This is a genomic window from Streptomyces hydrogenans (genome assembly GCF_014656075.1).
Classification (GTDB): domain Bacteria; phylum Actinomycetota; class Actinomycetes; order Streptomycetales; family Streptomycetaceae; genus Streptomyces; species Streptomyces hydrogenans.
Window position 1 is genome coordinate 18,236 of record NZ_BNBS01000086.1, and the last position, 16,125, is coordinate 34,360.

The window sequence follows — 16,125 nt, forward strand, 5'->3', positions numbered from 1 at the left end:
GCACGGCCCCGTTCGACCGCCCGCGACCGCCGCACGACGGCGCCGCCGGGCCCGCTCCACCACCACTTCTGTCCGCATTCCATCAAGGGGGAACAGTGACGCGCTGCCACGACGTGCTCGGCATCGGCTTCGGTCCGGCCAACCTGGCTCTCGCCATCGCCCTGGAAGAAGAGGGCCACGACCTCGACATACGGTTCCTGGAGGCCCGGCCGGGCCCGTCCTGGCAGAGCGCGATGATGCTCGACGGCTCGGACATCCAGAACCACCCCGTGCGCGACCTGGTGTCCCTGCGCAACCCGCGCAGCCGCTACAGCTTCATCAACTACCTGTTCGAGAACGGGAGGCTGCTCGACCACCTCAACCTCCCGGTGGAGTTCCCGCTGCGCAAGGAGTACGCGCAGTACGTCACCTGGGCCGCCGGCCACTTCGAGCGGCTGGTCGACTACGGGGTGCACGTCACCGGCGTCACCCTGGAGCGGGACGCCGAGGGCCGGCCGCGCTACACCGTCACCACCTCGGCCGGCGAGACGCTCCAGGCGCGCTCCCTGGTCATCGGCACCGGGCGGGCCCCGTTCGTCCCGGAGCCCTTCGACACCGTGGACTCGCCGCGCGTCTTCCACCTGACGCGCTACCTGCCGGCCCTGCGGGAGCTGGAGGAGGCGGGCGGGGCGCCGCGCAGGGTGACGGTCGTCGGCGGCAGCCAGAGCGCCGTCGAGCTCACCCTCGACCTCGCCCGGCGCTACCCGAAGGCCGAAGTCACCACGCTGGTGCGGTCGCTGACGCTCCGCGAGAAGGACACCAGTCCGTTCAGCGAGGAGGGGTACTTCCCCGGCTTCACGGACTACTACTACGGCGCCTCGCGCGAGCGGAAGGACGCCATCGACCAGTACATGCGGCTGACGAACTACTCGTCGGCCGACGGGGACGTCCTGCGCGAGCTGTACCGGCTGATCTACGAGCAGCGGCTCGACGGCGAGCAGCGGGTCTTCGTCAGCGGCAGCCGTCAGGTCCGGGCGGTCGCCGTGGACGGGACCGGGGTGCGGATGACCGTGGACGAGCTGAACACCGGGGAGTCGGAGGAGCACGAGGCCGACTTCGTGGTGCTCGCGACCGGCTTCCGCGACCTCGGCCCCGCCGCCCACCAGGAGCGCGTCCCCGCGCTGATGGGCGGGCTCGCCGCGGACTTCGCCTTCGACCCGCACGGCTATCTGTCGGTGGGCCCGGACTACGAGGTGCGGCCGGTGGCGCCGGACACCCCGGCGCTCTTCCTCAACGGCCTGTGCGAGTCCAGCCACGGCATCGGCGACGCCGGCTCCTTCAGCCTGCTGTCGCTGCGGGCCAAGGTCATCGCGGAGAGCCTCCGGAAGCGCCTCCCGTGATGGAGCCCCCGGAAGCGGCCGGCCCGTCGGCCGCCGCCTGGGCGGCGGCCGGGCGGCCGGTGCGGACGCTCGCGGCCCGGGTGGCCGGGGGCGTCCTCGGCGCCGGGATGCTCGTCATGCCGCCCGTCGTCGTGGCGCTGGCGAACGGGGACGGGCTCCTCGTCTGGACGGCGCACGTCCTGCTGGGCGGCGCGGTCGCCCTGGTGCTGGCCGCGCTGGTCCGCGCCAGGATCGGCCCGGCCTCCCTGGCGGGGGCCGTCGGCGCCCTGCTGGGCACGTGGGCGGAGCGGGTGGTGGACGGCGTCTTCGCGGTCGCCTTCACCGCCGGGCAGGCGGCGATCGCCTGGTTCGCCGCGACCGCCCTGCTGACGGCGGCCGACGGCGCGCCGCCCCGGGCGGGAACGGAGACGCTGCCGCTCGCCCTCGCCGTGCCCGTGGCGGCCGGGGCGGCGGCGCTCGGCCCGCGGACCCTCCCGGCCCCGGTCCTGCGGTGGCGCCCCTGGGTCACCGGCGTCCTGGCCCTCGCGTGCGCCGTGTGGGCGCGGCCGGGCGACCCTGCGGCGTGGGCCGGCACACCGCTGGCGCCGTCGGGGCTCACGCCGGACGGCGCGCTGTGGCTGGCCCTCGCGGCGCTGTTCTTCGCCGGCGTCGGCTGGGAGGCCGTCACCGGCGCCGCTCCCGCGACCGCGGCCGGACCGGGGCGGACCGCCGCGGGCGTGCTCCTGGGGACGGCCGCCGTGGCCGTCGTCTACCTGGGGCTCGCGGCGGTCCAGGAACGGGCGGCGCCGGGACCCGCCCCGGCACCGCTGCGCTGGGCGCTCGCCGGGGCCACCGGCGCCGTGCTCGCCTCGTACGTCTTCACCAACGTGAGCACGGCGGCCCGGGTCGCGGCCCGGCTGTACCCCGGCGGCCGGCGCTCCGCCGAGCGGGGCCCGGCGCGGGCCCTGGTCGTGGCCGTCGGCGCGGCCTGCTGCGCCTTCGCCTGGGCGGGGGCCCGGGACGGCGGCGTACCCCTGCTGCTGCTCGGTCCGGCGGCGGCGGCGCTGACCGGCTACGCGCTGGGCGCCGGCGCGGCCGCCCGGCACGGCGGGCCGGCGCTGCGGTGCGCCGGGCTCCTGCTGGTCGCGGTGCTCGCGGGCCTGGCGGTGCTCGGCGTACCGGCCCTGTCCGGTGCGTGACCCCCGGCCCCCGGCCCGTACCCCCGCGCTCCTCCTCCCTTCCGCACGGCTCCCTTTCCACCCCCCATCTCCGAGGAGACCCCTCATGAACGCCTCATCCCTCGAATCCGAGGTCCGCAGCTACAGCCGGAACTGGCCGGTGGTCTTCGACCGGGCCCGCGGCAGCCGTCTCCACGACCGGGACGGGCGCGCGCACCTGGACTTCTTCGCCGGCGCCGGCGCCCTCAACTACGGGCACAACCACCCGGTGCTGAAGCGGGCGCTGCTCGACTACCTGGAGCGGGACGGCGTCACGCACAGCCTGGACATGCTGACCGCGGCCAAGGAGGACTTCCTGACCGAGTTCGGGGCGCGCGTGCTCGCGCCCCGGCGGCTGGACTACCGGGTGCAGTTCCCCGGCCCGACGGGCACCAACAGCGTGGAGGCCGCGCTGAAACTGGCCCGGAAGGTGACCGGGCGGCAGACGGTGGTGGCGTTCACCGGCGCCTTCCACGGCATGTCGCTGGGCTCGCTGGCCGTCACCGGGAACGCGTCCAAGCGGGCGGGGGCCGGCGTGCCGCTGGGGCACACCTGGCGCCTGCCGTACGACGGCTTCGCCGGGGGCCAGGTGTCCGGTCTGAAGCTGCTCGACAGCATGCTGGCCGACCGCAGCAGCGGCCTGGACCTGCCCGCCGCCGTGATCGTGGAGACGGTGCAGGGCGAGGGCGGGGTGAACCCGGCGGGCCCGGCGTGGCTCGCCGACCTGGCGGAGCTGTGCGACCGGCGGGGCATCCTGCTGGTCGTGGACGACGTCCAGATGGGCTGCGGGCGCACCGGCCCGTTCTTCAGCTTCGAGGTCGCGGGGATCACCCCGGACATCGTCTGCCTCTCCAAGTCCCTGAGCGGGTACGGGCTCCCGATGGCGCTCACGCTCTTCCGCACCGAGCTGGACGTCTGGCAGCCGGGCGAGCACAACGGCACCTTCCGGGGCAACAACCCGGCCTTCGTGACGGCCGCCGCGGCGCTGCGGGAGTTCTGGGCGGACAGCGCCCTGGAGAAGCAGACCGAGGTGCGGGGCGCGCTGTTCGACGAGCGGCTCGGCGAGCTGGCCGAGCGGTACGCGGCGCACGTCTCCGCGCACCGCGGGCGCGGCCTGGCGTGGGGCCTGGCCTTCCGGGACGCGCCGGTGGCCCGGCGGGTGGCCGACGCGGCCTTCGCCCGGGGCCTCCTGGTGGAGACCTCGGGCTCGGAGGACGAGGTGGTGAAGCTGCTGCCGCCGCTGACCGCCGGTGACGACGAACTGGCCGAGGGCCTCGACCTGTTGGGCGAGGCGGTGGCCGCGACCGTCGGCGGCTGAGCCGCCGGCGGGGGTGCGCCGCCCGGTCACGCGCCCGGCAGCGCGGCCGTCTCGGGCGTGCGGGCCGCGGCCTCCCCGGACGGGCCGCGTTCGGTGAACCAGTGGGTGCGGACGGCGTCCGTCGGCCGCGGTTCGCCGAGCGCGTCGAGGCCCCAGCCGGCCAGGGCCTCGACGACCGGGCGCAGTTCCGCGCCGCGCCGGGTGAGCTGGTAGACGGTCGCGTTGGCGGGCCGCTCCAGGCGGCGGCGCTCGACCAGGTCCTCGCCCTCCAGCTGCTTGAGCCGGCTGGCGAGGATGTCGGTGGAGACGCCGGGGAGGTCGGCGTGGAGGTCGGTGTACCGCCGCGGGCCGTGCAGGAGCTCCCGGACGATCAGCAGACTCCAGCGCTCCCCCACCGCGTCCAGGGCTCGGGCGACGGCGCAGTACTGGTCGTAGCTTCGGCGTGGCATGGGGCCAGCATAGCCAAAGGGTTGGACTTTCCAAGTGCCTACTTGGTAGAACAAAGCAGCCACGGCGGCGCGGATGACGGTCACGGTCGGGAGGCCGCAGATGATTTTTCGACAGTCCAGCAAGTTGAAGGACGTGTGCTACGAGATCCGTGGCCCGGTCGTCGACCAGGCCAACGCCCTGGAGGAGGCGGGTCACAGCGTCCTGCGGCTGAACACCGGCAACCCCGCGCCGTTCGGCTTCGAGGTGCCGGAGGAGATCCTCCAGGACATCATCCGCAACCTCCCCAACGCGCACGGCTACAGCGACGCCCGGGGCATCCTGCCCGCCCGGCGCGCGGTGATGCAGTACTACCAGCAGCGCGGGGTCGAGGGCGTGACCGTCGACGACGTCTACCTCGGCAACGGCGCCTCCGAGCTCATCCAGATGGCCGTGCAGGCGCTGGTCGACGACGGCGACGAGGTCCTGGTGCCGATGCCCGACTACCCGCTGTGGACCGCCGTGGTGCGGTTCGCCGGCGGCCGGGCCGTGCACTACCTGTGCGACGAGGAGGCGGACTGGTTCCCCGACCTCGACGACATCGCCTCGAAGATCACCGACCGCACCAAGGCCATCGTCGTCATCAACCCGAACAACCCCACGGGCGCGGTCTATTCGAAGGAGCTCCTGGAGGGCATCCTCGAACTCGCCCGCCGGCACGGCCTGATGGTGCTGGCCGACGAGATCTACGACAAGATCCTCTACGACGACACCGAGCACCACTGCCTGGCCGCGCTCAGCGACGACGTCGTCACCCTCACCTTCAACGGCCTCTCCAAGTCCTACCGCGTGGCCGGTTTCCGCAGCGGCTGGCTGGTCGTCTCCGGCCCGAAGGCGCAGGCCGGGGACTACCTGGAGGGCCTCACCATGCTGGCCGGCATGCGGCTCTGCCCGAACGTGCCGGCGCAGTACGCCGTCCAGGCCGCGCTCGGCGGCCACCAGTCCATCCACGACCTGACCCTGCCGAACGGCCGGCTCACCGAACAGCGCGACGTCGCCTGGCGGGCGCTCAACGAGATCCCGGGCGTGAGCTGCGTCAAGCCGAAGGGCGCCCTGTACGCCTTCGCCAAGCTGGACCCGGACGTGCACAAGATCGTCGACGACGAACGGCTCGTCCTCGACCTGCTGCTGCGCGAGAAGATCCACCTCGTCCAGGGCACCGGCTTCAACTGGCCCCGCCCGGACCACTTCCGCTTCGTCACGCTGCCGCGCGCCGACGACCTGGAGACCGCCATCAACCGCATCGGCCGCTTCCTCTCCACCTACCGCCAGTAGCGGGCGGACGGACATCCGGTTCCGGCCAATTCCGTTGTGACGCACTTCGATTGACGTATCGCCGGACCGTGGACACCACGGGCGGGCAAGCTAGATCATCCAGTGACCGTTCCTCGCACTCCACACCCGGGGTGCATCCCACCGGAGGAGCTCCGTTGAACCGTCAGAGCGAACGCCCGCCCGCCGTGATCGTCATGAGCGATCTGGCGGCCCTCGCCCGCCAGCACCGCCTGATCACCGACATCGCGGAGCGCGGCCTGGCACCGCTCGTCGTCGTCGGCCCCACCACCGACCTGCCCAAGCTGAACGGTCACATCGCGGACCCGGCCCACCCGCTGTCCCGGATCGAGGCCGTCCGGCAGTTCCCGGACGCCGTGATCGCCGGCGTGCTGGCCTCGGTGCAGGACTGGGTCGCCGACTACGACGTCCGCGGCGTGATCTGCAGCGGCGAGGTCTTCGTCGACCCCTGCGGCGTGCTCTCCGAGGCCCTCGGCCTCCCGGGCCCGGGCACCTGGGCGGCCCGGGTCTGCCGGGACAAGGTCATGCAGCGGGTCCTGCTCCGCGACCACGGCCCCGCCTGGCGGGCCTTCGCCCCCCACCAGCGGGACGCCGCCGCCTCCGACGCGTACCCCTGCGTCGTCAAGCCGGCCGGCCGGATGTTCAGCTCGGGCGTCGTCCGCGTCGAGAACGACGAGGAGCTGCGCGCCGCGCTCACCGCCTACGAGCCGGACGAGACGATCCTGGTCGAGGAACTGGTCGAGGGCCCCGAGTTCTCCGTCGAGGCCCTCGTCCACAACGGCGAACTGCTCTGGAGCGGCGTCACCGCCAAGCTCACCAACGAGGGCGACAGCCGCTTCTTCACCGAGATCGGCCACACCAGCCCGGCCGACCTCCCGCTCGCCCACACGGACGCGCTGGTCGCGGCGAACGCCGCGATCCTCAAGACCCTCCGCTTCGACAGCGGCATCACCCACGCCGAGTTCCGGCTGCGAGACGGCCAGCCGGTCCTCATGGAGATAGCGGCCCGCCTTCCCGGCGACGCCATCACCATGATGTGGCACCTCGCCACCGGCAAGCCGATCGAGCCGGCCATCGTCGACCTCGCCCTCGGCGTGCGCCCCGACTACCCGACGCCCACCCGGCGGGCCGTGCAGCGCTTCGTCGAGCACCGCCCCGGCCGTCTCACGGACGTCCGCTACGAGGGCGAGCCGGTCGCCTGGATCTCCGACGACGCCGTGTGGCCCCTCGTCGAGGCCACCGCCCCGGACGCCCCGGCCCGCTGCGCGTCCGTCATGGTCGGACTCCCGCGCGGCTCCCGCCTGGGCACCCTCGCCGACTCCTCCGGCCGCTCGGCGTACGTCGTCGCCGACCTCCCGTGGGACGCCGATCCCGACGCCGAGGTCCGCGCCTACGCGGCCCGCGTCGAGCTGACCATCGAGGCCGACCCGGCCTGACGGCCGGCCCCCGGACGCGCGAAAGCACCGGGCCGGGGTGCCGTCGTGACGACGGCACCCCGGCCCGGTGGCGTGGGGCTTCGGACGGATCAGGCGGTGGGCTGCTGCTGGGTCACGCAGTGGATGCCGCCGCCGCCCGTGCCGAGGCGGTCGATGTTCAGCTGCTCGACCACCCGGTCCGGGTAGAGCCGGGTCAGGGTCGCCCTGGCCGCCTCGTCGGCGCGGGTGTCGCCGAAGTGGGCGCTGATGACGGCGCCGTTGCAGAGGTAGAAGTTGGCGTAGGAGGCCAGGAAGTCCCGGTTGGTGGAGCGGATCCGGTTGTAGTCGGGGCCCTGGAGGCGCATGACGTCCATCGGCCGGCCGGCGGCGGTCGTCGCGGCGGACAGGACGGCGTACTGCTGCCGCGCGTCCTTGGCGTAGGCGTCGGTGTCGGTGGAGAGCGGCATCTGGACGAGGGCCTCGCCGGGCGCCAGGAAGCGGGACGTGGCGTCGACGTGGTCGTCGGTGATGTCCTGGCCGTAGACGCCGTCGAACCAGATCACCTTCGAGGCGCCGTACGCGTCGCACATCGCCGTCTCCAGCTGCCGCTCCGACATCCCGGGGTTGCGGTTGCGGTTCACCAGGCTGCTGCGGGTGGCCATGAGGGTGCCGGCGCCGTCCTGCTCGATGGCGCCGCCCTCGCCGACCAGGTCGGCGGAGGTGAACGGGACGCCGGTGTACGCGGCGATCCGCTCGGCGACCAGGGCGTCCCTGGCGTGGGCCTGCTTGTTGCCCCAGCCGTTGAAGTTGAGGCCGACGGCGTCCAGCCCGCCGTAGCCGTCGGTGCGGAAGACGGGGCCCGAGTCGCGCATCCAGCAGTCGTCGACCGGGATCGAGCCGATGACGGTGACCGTGGGCCCGCACATCGTGCGGGCCCGGGACACGCTGCCCGCGTTGGCGCACAGGACGACCGGCTCGTACTTCGCGATCGTCCGGGCGATCAGGGCGATGTCCGCCTGGACGCCGCTCAGCCGGCCGCCCCAGATGGAGGTGCTGTCCGGCCAGGCCATCCACGTACGGGTGTGCCGGACGTCCTCGACCGGGACGCGGTACGCGCCGGCGGCGCGGGCGCGGCCCTGCGTGGTCGTGGTGGCGAGCGCGGCGCCGGCGGCGGTGGCCCCGGCGGCGAGGAGGAAACCTCGCCGGTTCATGCCTCGGATCATTCATGCCTCCTGTGTGGGGGTTGCCTGCGGGGACGACAGCTCCTGGCGGGCCGCCGCGATCCGGGCCGGGTTCCAGCCGGGACGCGGGACCGAGTCCAGGAGCAGCCGGGTGTAGGGGTGGTGCGGCGCGGCGAGCACCCGCGCGGTGGCGCCCGCCTCGACGACGCGGCCGTGGCGCATGACGAGGACCTCGTCGGTGACGCACCGGACCACGCCGAGGTCGTGGGTGATGAAGAGGTAGCCGACCGGGGTCTGTTCGCGGATGTCGGCGAGCAGGTTGAGGATCTGGGCCTGGACGGAGACGTCGAGGGCGGCGACCGCCTCGTCGAGGACGAGGACGGCCGGTTCGACGGCGAGGGCGCGGGCGATGGCGACCCGCTGCCGCTGACCGCCGGAGAGGGCCTTGGGCAGCGCGCCGGCGGCGCGGGTGCCGAGGCCGACCTGGTCGAGGAGTTCGCGGACGCGCGGCGCGGGGTCCCGGTCGGGGAAGTGCAGCCGCAGGGTCTCGCGCAGCATCCGGTCGACGGTGGTCCGGGGGTCGAGGGAGAGGTAGGGGTCCTGGAAGACCATCTGGACCTCGCGGGCCCGGGCGAGGCGCTCGGCCCTGCCCCGGGCGCGGGCGGGCCGGACCCGGCCGCGGAGGCGCACCTCCCCCTCGTCGGCCCGCTCCAGGCCGACGACGATCCGGGCGGTGGTGGTCTTGCCGGAGCCGGAGCCTCCGACGATGCCGAGCGAGCCGCCCTCGGGCAGGGTGAAGGAGACGTCGTCCACGGCCCGCACGGCGCCGAAGGCGCGGCTCAGGCCGGTGACGCTCAGCAGGGGTTCAGACATCGAGGACCGCTCCTTCGTCCGCGAGCCGTGCGCTGTGGTGGCAGGCGGCGTGGTGGTCGGGCCGGCCGGGGGCCCGCCGGGCCTCCGGGGGCGTCTCCCGGCAGGTGTCGGTGGCGAGCGGGCAGCGGGCGGCGAAGGCGCAGCCGGTCAGCGGGGTGCGCGGGTCTGGCGGCCGGCCGGGGATGGCGGAGAGCCTGCCGCCGGGGGCGGTGAGGCGGGGGGTGGAGGCGAGCAGGGCCGTGGTGTACGGGTGCAGGGGCCGCGCGAACACGTCCTCGGCGGGGCCGGATTCGACGATCCGCCCCGCGTACATGACGTGGACGCGGTCGCTGACGGCGGCGGCGAGGTCGAGGTCGTGGGTGACGAAGAGGAGTCCGGTGCGGAAGCTCTCCCGGAGCCGGACGAGGAGCGCGATCACCTCGGCCTGGGTGATGACGTCGAGCGCGGTGGTGGGTTCGTCGGCGAGCAGCAGGACGGGGTCGCCCATGAGCGCGGCGGCGATCACGACGCGTTGCAGCATGCCGCCGGAGACCTGGCCCGGGTAGGCGGCGAGGACGGACGCGTCGAGCCCGACGGCCCGCAGCAGTCCGGTGGCCCGGTCGGTCGCGGCGGCCGGTTCGACGCCGGCCGCGCGGGCGCCCTCGGTGAGGAAGTCCCCGATGCGGCGCAGCGGGTTGAGGGTGGCCCGGGGGTCCTGGAAGACCATGGCGACGCGCCCGGTGCGCAGGGCGCGCAGCCGGTCCGGCGGGGCGGTGAGGACGTCCTCGCCGTCGACGAGGACGGCTCCCTCGGTGACCGCGCCGGCGGGCAGCAGGCCGAGGGCGCCTCGTGAGGTGAGGGACTTGCCGGAGCCGGACTCGCCGACGAGGGCGACTGTCTCGCCCGGGCCGACGGTGAGGTCGACGCCGTCGAGGACGGGACGGGCGGCGCCGGGGAGGGTGAGGCGCAGCCCCCGGATCTCCAGGGCGGGTGGTGTGGTCATCGGTCTCTCCTGGCGACACGGTCGGCCCAGCGCTCTCCGGCCACGTTGAAGGCGACGACGGTGAGCACGACGAGGACGCACGGCAGGACCGCGGAGAGCGGGTAGCCGCGCTGGACGGCGGTCTGGCCGTCGAAGACCATCCGGCCCCAGTCGGGCGTGAGCGGGGGCACGCCGAGGCCGAGGAAGGAGAGTCCGGCGAGGTCCATGAGGGCGTAGCCGAAGTTGATGGTGGACTGGGCGAGCACGACGGGCGCGATGTTGGGCAGGACGTGGCGCAGACAGATCTGGAGGGCCGAGTGCCCCTGGACCTGGTAGGCGCTCACGTAGGGGCGGGCGCGTTCGGCGAGGACGAGGGTGCGGGTGAGCCGGCTGACGTAGGGCAGGTAGGCCACGCCCAGGGCGACGACGGGCGCGAGCAGCCCCTCCCCGTGGATCGAGACGACGAGGATGGCGAGCAGCATGCCGGGGAAGGCGAAGACGAGCTCGGTGGAGCGGGAGATCAGCGTGTCGAGGCGGCCTCCGCGCCAGGCGGCGGCGGTGCCGGCGGCGACGCCGAGGAGGGTGGAGAGGACGACCACGCCGAGCGGGCCGAGCAGGGAGGTGCGGGCTCCGAGGAGCAGCCGGGAGAGGGTGTCGCGGCCGGCGGCGTCGACGCCGAGGGGGTGGTCGGCGGAGGGTCCGGCGAGCGCGGCCCCGAGGTCGACGGCGTTGGGGTCGTGGGGGGCGATCCAGGGGGCGAGGAGCGCGGCGAGGACGACGAGTCCGGCGAAGCCGAGCGCGGCCCGGTGGAGGAGTGAACCGCCCTTGCGGACGGTGACCTTGGCGAGCCCGGGGCGCCGGGTGAGGACGGCGGTCACGCGGCGGCCCCCCTCGTGCCGAGGGTGATGCGGGGGTCCACCAGCGGCAGCAGCAGGTCGACGACCAGGTTCACGGTCATGAACAGGGCGACGATGATGAGCGAGACGGCCTGCACGGTCGGGAAGTCCTTGGTGGTGGTGGCCAGTTCGAGGAGCTGGCCGATGCCGCCGATGCTGAAGGCGGTCTCGACGAGGATCGTGCAGACCAGCAGGGTGGCGACGATCAGTCCGCCGGTGGTGAGGACGGTGCCGAGCGCGTTGCGCAGGACGTGGCGGCGGATCACGAGGTGTTCGGGGACGCCCCGGCCGCGGGCGACCGTCACGTGTTCGCTGTCGAGGGCTTCGAGCATGGCGGTCCTGGTGACCCGCGCGAGCATCCCGATCAGGTAGAGCGCGAGGGCGACGGCGGGCAGGGTGAGGTGCCAGATCCGGTCGAGGAGGCCGTCGCCCGCGCCGCTGCTGGGGAACCAGCCGAGGCGGACGGCGAAGAGCCCCTGGAGGAGGACGGCCGCGACGAAGGACGGGGTGCCGATGGCGAGGGTGGTGGCGACGAGTACGGCGGCGTCGGTCCGGCCGCCGCGCACGGCGGCGATCCGGCCGAGCACGAGCCCGGCGGTCAGGACGACGGCCAGCGCCATGGTGACGAGGAGCAGGGTGGTGGGCAGCCGGTCGGCGAGGAGGCGCGAGACGTCGGTGCGGTAGGTGAGCGAGCGGCCGAAGTCGCCCTGGAGCACGTCGCCGAGCCAGTGGAGGTAGCGCAGGGCGAAGGGGTCGTCGAGGTGGTGGCGGGCGGTGAGGGCGGCGAGGGCCTCGGGTGAGGGGGAGCGGCCGGCGAGGAGGAAGCTCGCGGGGCTGCCGGGGGCGAGGTAGAGGGCGCCGAAGACGGCGAACGAGGCGATGAGGAGGGTGACCGCCATCTCGGCGACCCGGCGCGCGGTGAACCTCAGGAAGGCGGTGGGGTTCACGGGGCGGCCCCCGCGGCGGCGGCGCCGATGTCGGCGGCCCACGGGTAGTACATGTAGGCGATGGTGGTCGGGGCTCCGGTGATCCGCTTGTTGAGGAAGAGGGCGGTGGGCCACTCCGCGACCGGGATCCAGGGGAGGTGTTCGGCGGTCAGTTTCTGGAGCTGGGCCTCGATGCCCAGGCGCCGGTCCTTGTCGTAGGTGGCGGTGGCCTGTTCGACGAGGGCGTCGTACCGCCGGTCGCTGAATCCGGCGAAGTTGAGGTAGGCGCCGGTCCTGAAGTTGGTCAGGAGGTCGAGCGGGTCGGTGACGGAGTCGTAGTAGGTGAGCGGGAAGGCGTCGATGCCCTCGCGTGCCTCGGGGTCGGTGAAGAGGGCGGTGAAGGCGTTGGGGGCGACGGACTTGAGCTCGACCTTCAGGCCGATCTCGCTGCCGGCGGCCTGGACGACGGTGGCGAGGAGGGAGACGTCCTGGCCTATGGAGCTGGTGGCGACGGTCAGGGTGCGGCCGGTGGCGCCGGCCTCCTCGACGAGCGCGCGGGCCTTCTCGATGTCCCGTGCGGTGGGCGGCAGTCCGGCGAAGGCGGCCTCGCGGACGGCGGGCGAGGCTCCGGCCCAGGCGGCGCGGGTGGTGAGGGAGGTGGTGGCGGTACCGGCTCCGCCGAGGCCCGCCTGCACGAATCCGGCGCGGTCCAGGGCGAGGGAGAGCGCCCGGCGGACGCGGACGTCGCCGAGCGGGCCGTCCATGGTGGTGATGCCGAGGTTGACGGTGCTGAGGCCCTCGCCGAAGTAGAGGGTGCCGACGCCGCTGTCCTTGAGGCGTCCGTAGCTCTCGGTCGGGATGAGGTAGCCGCCGTCGGCCTCGCCGCTGAGCAGGGCGTTGGTGCGGGCGGAGGGGTCGGTGAGGAAGCGGAAGACGACCTTGCCGGCCTTGGCGCGGGGGCCCCGGTAGCCGTCGAAGCGCCGCAGTTCGAGGGACTGGCCCTTCTGCCAGTCGCCCAGGGTGAAGGGCCCGGTGCAGGCGAGGCCGCCGGAGGTGCCGTAGTCGTCGCCCGCGGCGAGGACGCCCGCCTTGGAGGCGACGACGCCGGCGGCGGTGGCCATGTACTGCGGGAACTGCGAGTCGGGCTTCTTGAGCCGGACGGTGACCTGGAGGGGGCCGGTGGCGCGGATGTCCGCGACGTTCTGGAAGTTCTGCGCCCAGGCGGCGGCGTTCGCCGGGTCGCGCTGCCGGCCGAGGCTGAAGACGACGTCCTCGGCGGTCATGGTCCGGCCGTCGTGGAACCGCACTCCGCGCCGGAGGTCGTACACCCAGGTGCGCGGGTCGGGGTTGGTCGCCTTCTCGGCGAGGCCGGGTTCGAGGGTGAGCCCGGGGGTCCACCGCATCAGGCTCTCGCAGACGTTGGAGAGGATCGTGTTCTGCGGATAGTCGAAGGCCGCCGTGTAGTCGAGCGTGGGCGGTTCGGCGTAGACGGCCCAGGTGAAGGAGTCGATCTCGCCCTGGGGCCGGGGCGTTCCGGCCGAGAGCGCGAAGGCCTCTCCCCCGCCCCCGCTCCCGGGCGGGCCGGCGCAGGCCGGGACGGCTGCGAGGAGGGCGGCCGCGGCGAGGGCCGCGAGCGCGGTCCTGACCGGGCGGCGTCTCCGGACGCGGGGCGGGGGCGGTGCGGTGCTCATCGTCGCGCTCACTTTCGGTACGGCGGGGGGAGGGGGACGGGGTGCGGCGGGGCCCTACCCGGCGGTCACGCGCCGGCGCGGGCCGCCGGGATCTGCTGGGTGATGCAGTGGACGCCGCCTCCGCCGTACGCGATGACCGGCGCGGGGACGCCGACGACCTCGCGGGCCGGGTGGGCGGCGGCGATCGCCTTCAGCGCGGCCTCGTCCTGGGGGGCGTCGGCCACGGGGACGACGACGCCGCCGTTGGCCACGTAGTAGTTGAGGTACGAGACCTCGACGCGGACGCCGGCGACCTCGGCGAAGGCGGTCTGGGGGACGTCGACGATCTCCAGGGACCGGCCGCGCGCGTCGGTCGTCGCCTCCAGGACGGCGCGGTTGGCGCGCATCCGGGCGTGGTCGGGGTGCGCGGGGTCGTCGGGCAGGGAGACGACGACCCTGCCGGGGGCGGCGAAGGCGCAGACGCCGTCGACGTGGCCGTCGGTCTCCGTGTCGAGCAGCCCGCCGTACGGGAGCCAGATCACCTTCTCGACGCCGAGCCGGGCCTTGAGTTCGGCCTCGATCCGCTCGCGGGTCAGGCCGGGGTTGCGGTTGGGGTGGAGGAGGCACTGCTCGGTGGTGATGAGCGTGCCCTCGCCGTCGACGGTGATCGCCCCGCCCTCCAGGATCATGTCGGAGGCGATCCGTTCGACGCCGAGCCGCTCCAGGAGCAGGGCGCTGATCCGGTCGTCGGAGTCGTACGGGTGGTGCTTGCCGCCCCAGGCGTTGAAGCGGAAGTCGACGCCGGCCCGGTTCCCGTCGGCGTCGAGCACGAAGAGCGGGGCCGAGTCGCGGAACCAGGAGTCGTCGAGGGGGAGTTCGATGACGGTGACGCCGTCGCCGCAGTGGGCGCGGGCGGCGTCGCCGGATCCGGGCGGGGCGACCATGGTGACGGGTTCGAAGCGGGCGATGGCGCGGGCGACCTCGGCGTACTCGTCCTGTACGGCGGAGAGGACGCCGTCCCAGAGGTCGGCGCGGGTGGGCCAGGCCATGAGGCAGCCCTCGTGCTCGGCCCACTCGGCGGGCATACGGAAACCGGTCGTGGTCATGGTGTCTCTTTTCCTGGATTGACTGAAAATTCAGTCAGCTTCAGTCAGGTGATGCGGCGGGGCCGCGCGAGGGGGCAGCGCGACCGGGAGGCCCGCCCCGGCACGGACGAGAGAGGGGGGAACGAGGAGGGTTCCGGGCTTGCGCGCCGCGGCCCGGCCCTTCGGCGTCGCCGTGCGGTGGCCCTTCTGCGGCCTTGCGGTGGCCTCACTGTGGCACTGACTGAAATTTCAGTCAAGAGTTCGGACGCGCGGTCCCGCACCTGTCTCCACGGGAGGAGGCGGGGGCGCGTCGCCGCGGACCGGGGGCTACGGCCGGCTCAGGCCGGCCAGCTCCACCTCGATGGCCTCGGCCATGAGGGCGCGCGCGTGGCCGAGGGCGAGACCGCCGCTCAGCCAGCGCATGCTGAGGCCCTCCAGCAGGGCCGTGAGCCGCTCGGCCGCGGCCGCCAGCGTGGCGGCCGGTGCCAGCGGCCGCACCTGGCCGAGCAGGGCGGCCACCTCCTGCACCCACACCAGGGTCGCCCGGGCGAGGTCCTCGCGCAGGACGGGGTCGAAGACGGCGCTCGCCCGCAGCTCGCCCCAGGCGGTGCTGTTCTCGCGCACCTCCGGGGTGTCCTGGAGCTCCAGGAGCAGCACCTGGTCGAGCTCCTCGCGGGGGGTCGGCGGCTCCGCGCCGTCGTCCTGGGCCGTGGTGTACCGCTCGGCCCGGTCGTTGATGTACTCCAGGGTGCGGCGCAGGACACCCGTGCGGTCCTTGAAGTGGTAGTAGATCAGGCCGGTGGAGACCCCGGCCTCCTCCGCCAGTTCCTCCACGCGGAGACCGCGGACCCCGCGCCGGGCGATCACCCGCGCGGCCGCTTCCAGGATCTGAGTACTGCGAGACGCCATGTCACGAACCCTATCCGGACGGCCGGGTGCCGCGTCCGCCGCCGTCGCCCTCCGACTCGCCCCGCACCGCGCGGCCCGGCCCCGCGGACCCCCGGGCGCTCAACCGCCCGCCCCGTACCGGCTCGCCACGACCGTCACGGACCCTCCCCCGGGCGCCGCCTCGACCAGCCGGACCACGGCGATCCGCCGGCCGTCGGGGCTCCGCAGGCAGAAGGGGCGCTCGTCGGCGAGCTCGCCGAAGGACAGGTCCGTCACCGGCTCCGTGTCCAGCCCCCGCACGCAGTCGGCCGGACCCAGGGCGTACCCCGAGGCCACGAACGCGTCGGCGTCCTCGGGCACGACGAAGGCGTCCCCCTCACGGGCCAGGTACCAGGACGCGGTCTCGGCCGGGACCACCTTCCCGGTGTCCAGGTCGAACTCGTAGCCGTCGTCCGGCGCGGTCAGCTCGACGTCCGCGTACCCGTCGGGACGGAACGGGCCGGCCCCCGCGCCCTCCGGCGCCCGCGCGCCCGCCGCCGCGCCGCCCGCCGAGGTCCG

General features: G+C 74.2%; 14 protein-coding genes and 1 pseudogene. 5 read left to right on the forward strand and 10 right to left on the reverse strand.

Annotated elements, in window-relative coordinates; all coding sequences use genetic code 11:
• The first annotated feature begins 95 nt into the window (after positions 1–95).
• The 3 genes from IE321_RS28940 to ectB all read left to right on the forward strand — a co-directional run bounded on the left by IE321_RS28940 (position 96) and on the right by ectB (position 3,893).
• Complete coding sequence (locus tag IE321_RS28940; protein ID WP_190225090.1) at positions 96–1,379, forward strand: lysine N(6)-hydroxylase/L-ornithine N(5)-oxygenase family protein; 1,284 nt, start codon at positions 96–98, stop codon at positions 1,377–1,379.
• Positions 1,379–2,557, forward strand: coding sequence for an amino acid:polyamine antiporter (locus tag IE321_RS28945; RefSeq protein WP_229916579.1), 1,179 nt, complete (start codon positions 1,379–1,381; stop codon positions 2,555–2,557). The genes IE321_RS28940 and IE321_RS28945 overlap by 1 nt, the downstream gene beginning before the upstream one ends.
• Before the next feature lie 85 nt (positions 2,558–2,642).
• Positions 2,643–3,893: a diaminobutyrate--2-oxoglutarate transaminase gene (ectB, locus tag IE321_RS28950; RefSeq protein WP_043230753.1), complete on the forward strand. Its 1,251-nt coding sequence runs from the start codon at positions 2,643–2,645 to the stop codon at positions 3,891–3,893.
• Positions 3,894–3,988: 95 nt separating this feature from the next.
• Here the strand turns inward: ectB and IE321_RS28955 are convergent.
• Positions 3,989–4,342 (reverse strand): annotated as a pseudogene (locus IE321_RS28955) (winged helix-turn-helix transcriptional regulator); the annotation flags it as partial.
• Between the two features lie 100 nt (positions 4,343–4,442).
• On the opposite strand from IE321_RS28955, the gene IE321_RS28960 reads away from it, so the two are divergent.
• Complete coding sequence (locus IE321_RS28960) at positions 4,443–5,654, forward strand: pyridoxal phosphate-dependent aminotransferase (protein WP_190225091.1); 1,212 nt, start codon at positions 4,443–4,445, stop codon at positions 5,652–5,654.
• A gap of 155 nt (positions 5,655–5,809) precedes the next feature.
• Positions 5,810–7,108, forward strand: coding sequence for an ATP-grasp domain-containing protein (locus IE321_RS28965; RefSeq protein WP_190225092.1), 1,299 nt, complete (start codon positions 5,810–5,812; stop codon positions 7,106–7,108).
• 89 nt (positions 7,109–7,197) lie between these two features.
• Here the strand turns inward: IE321_RS28965 and IE321_RS28970 are convergent, their stop codons facing one another.
• The 9 genes from IE321_RS28970 to IE321_RS29010 form a co-directional block, all read right to left on the reverse strand.
• The gene (locus tag IE321_RS28970; RefSeq protein ID WP_226652740.1) at positions 7,198–8,298 is read right to left on the reverse strand and encodes an agmatine deiminase family protein; all 1,101 of its coding nucleotides are present in this window, start codon (positions 8,296–8,298) and stop codon (positions 7,198–7,200) included.
• 12 nt (positions 8,299–8,310) lie between these two features.
• A complete protein-coding gene (locus IE321_RS28975; protein ID WP_190225093.1) occupies positions 8,311–9,141 on the reverse strand; it encodes an ABC transporter ATP-binding protein in 831 nt (276 codons plus the stop codon).
• On the reverse strand, positions 9,134–10,123 hold the full coding sequence (locus tag IE321_RS28980) for an ABC transporter ATP-binding protein (RefSeq protein WP_043230738.1): 990 nt from the start codon (positions 10,121–10,123) through the stop codon (positions 9,134–9,136). The genes IE321_RS28975 and IE321_RS28980 overlap by 8 nt, the downstream gene beginning before the upstream one ends.
• The gene (locus tag IE321_RS28985) at positions 10,120–10,980 is read right to left on the reverse strand and encodes an ABC transporter permease (protein ID WP_190225094.1); all 861 of its coding nucleotides are present in this window, start codon (positions 10,978–10,980) and stop codon (positions 10,120–10,122) included. The genes IE321_RS28980 and IE321_RS28985 overlap by 4 nt, the downstream gene beginning before the upstream one ends.
• Entirely contained in the window at positions 10,977–11,945 is a 969-nt protein-coding gene (locus tag IE321_RS28990) for an ABC transporter permease (protein WP_226652741.1), read from the reverse strand. Before IE321_RS28990 ends, IE321_RS28985 begins: the two co-directional genes overlap by 4 nt.
• Positions 11,942–13,615, reverse strand: coding sequence for an ABC transporter substrate-binding protein (locus IE321_RS28995; RefSeq protein ID WP_190225095.1), 1,674 nt, complete (start codon positions 13,613–13,615; stop codon positions 11,942–11,944). Before IE321_RS28995 ends, IE321_RS28990 begins: the two co-directional genes overlap by 4 nt.
• A 65-nt stretch (positions 13,616–13,680) precedes the next feature.
• Entirely contained in the window at positions 13,681–14,700 is a 1,020-nt protein-coding gene (locus tag IE321_RS29000; protein ID WP_190225096.1) for an agmatine deiminase family protein, read from the reverse strand.
• A 306-nt stretch (positions 14,701–15,006) separates the two neighbouring features.
• Complete coding sequence (locus IE321_RS29005) at positions 15,007–15,588, reverse strand: TetR/AcrR family transcriptional regulator (RefSeq protein ID WP_043232713.1); 582 nt, start codon at positions 15,586–15,588, stop codon at positions 15,007–15,009.
• A 99-nt stretch (positions 15,589–15,687) separates the two neighbouring features.
• A partial coding sequence (locus IE321_RS29010) for a hypothetical protein (protein ID WP_190225097.1) occupies positions 15,688–16,125 on the reverse strand: 438 nt, incomplete at its 5' end.

What these genes read in the sequence shown, in the direction of transcription:
- IE321_RS28945 (WP_229916579.1), top strand. Translation starts at nt 1,379, where the DNA reads ATGGAGCCCCCGGAAGCGGCCGGCCCGTCGGCCGCCGCCTGGGCGGCG.
- ectB (WP_043230753.1), top strand. Translation starts at nt 2,643, where the DNA reads ATGAACGCCTCATCCCTCGAATCCGAGGTCCGCAGCTACAGCCGGAAC.
- IE321_RS28960 (WP_190225091.1), top strand. Translation starts at nt 4,443, where the DNA reads ATGATTTTTCGACAGTCCAGCAAGTTGAAGGACGTGTGCTACGAGATC.
- IE321_RS28970 (WP_226652740.1), bottom strand. Translation starts at nt 8,298, where the DNA reads ATGAACCGGCGAGGTTTCCTCCTCGCCGCCGGGGCCACCGCCGCCGGC.
- IE321_RS28975 (WP_190225093.1), bottom strand. Translation starts at nt 9,141, where the DNA reads ATGTCTGAACCCCTGCTGAGCGTCACCGGCCTGAGCCGCGCCTTCGGC.
- IE321_RS28980 (WP_043230738.1), bottom strand. Translation starts at nt 10,123, where the DNA reads ATGACCACACCACCCGCCCTGGAGATCCGGGGGCTGCGCCTCACCCTC.
- IE321_RS28995 (WP_190225095.1), bottom strand. Translation starts at nt 13,615, where the DNA reads ATGAGCACCGCACCGCCCCCGCCCCGCGTCCGGAGACGCCGCCCGGTC.
- IE321_RS29000 (WP_190225096.1), bottom strand. Translation starts at nt 14,700, where the DNA reads ATGACCACGACCGGTTTCCGTATGCCCGCCGAGTGGGCCGAGCACGAG.
- IE321_RS29005 (WP_043232713.1), bottom strand. Translation starts at nt 15,588, where the DNA reads ATGGCGTCTCGCAGTACTCAGATCCTGGAAGCGGCCGCGCGGGTGATC.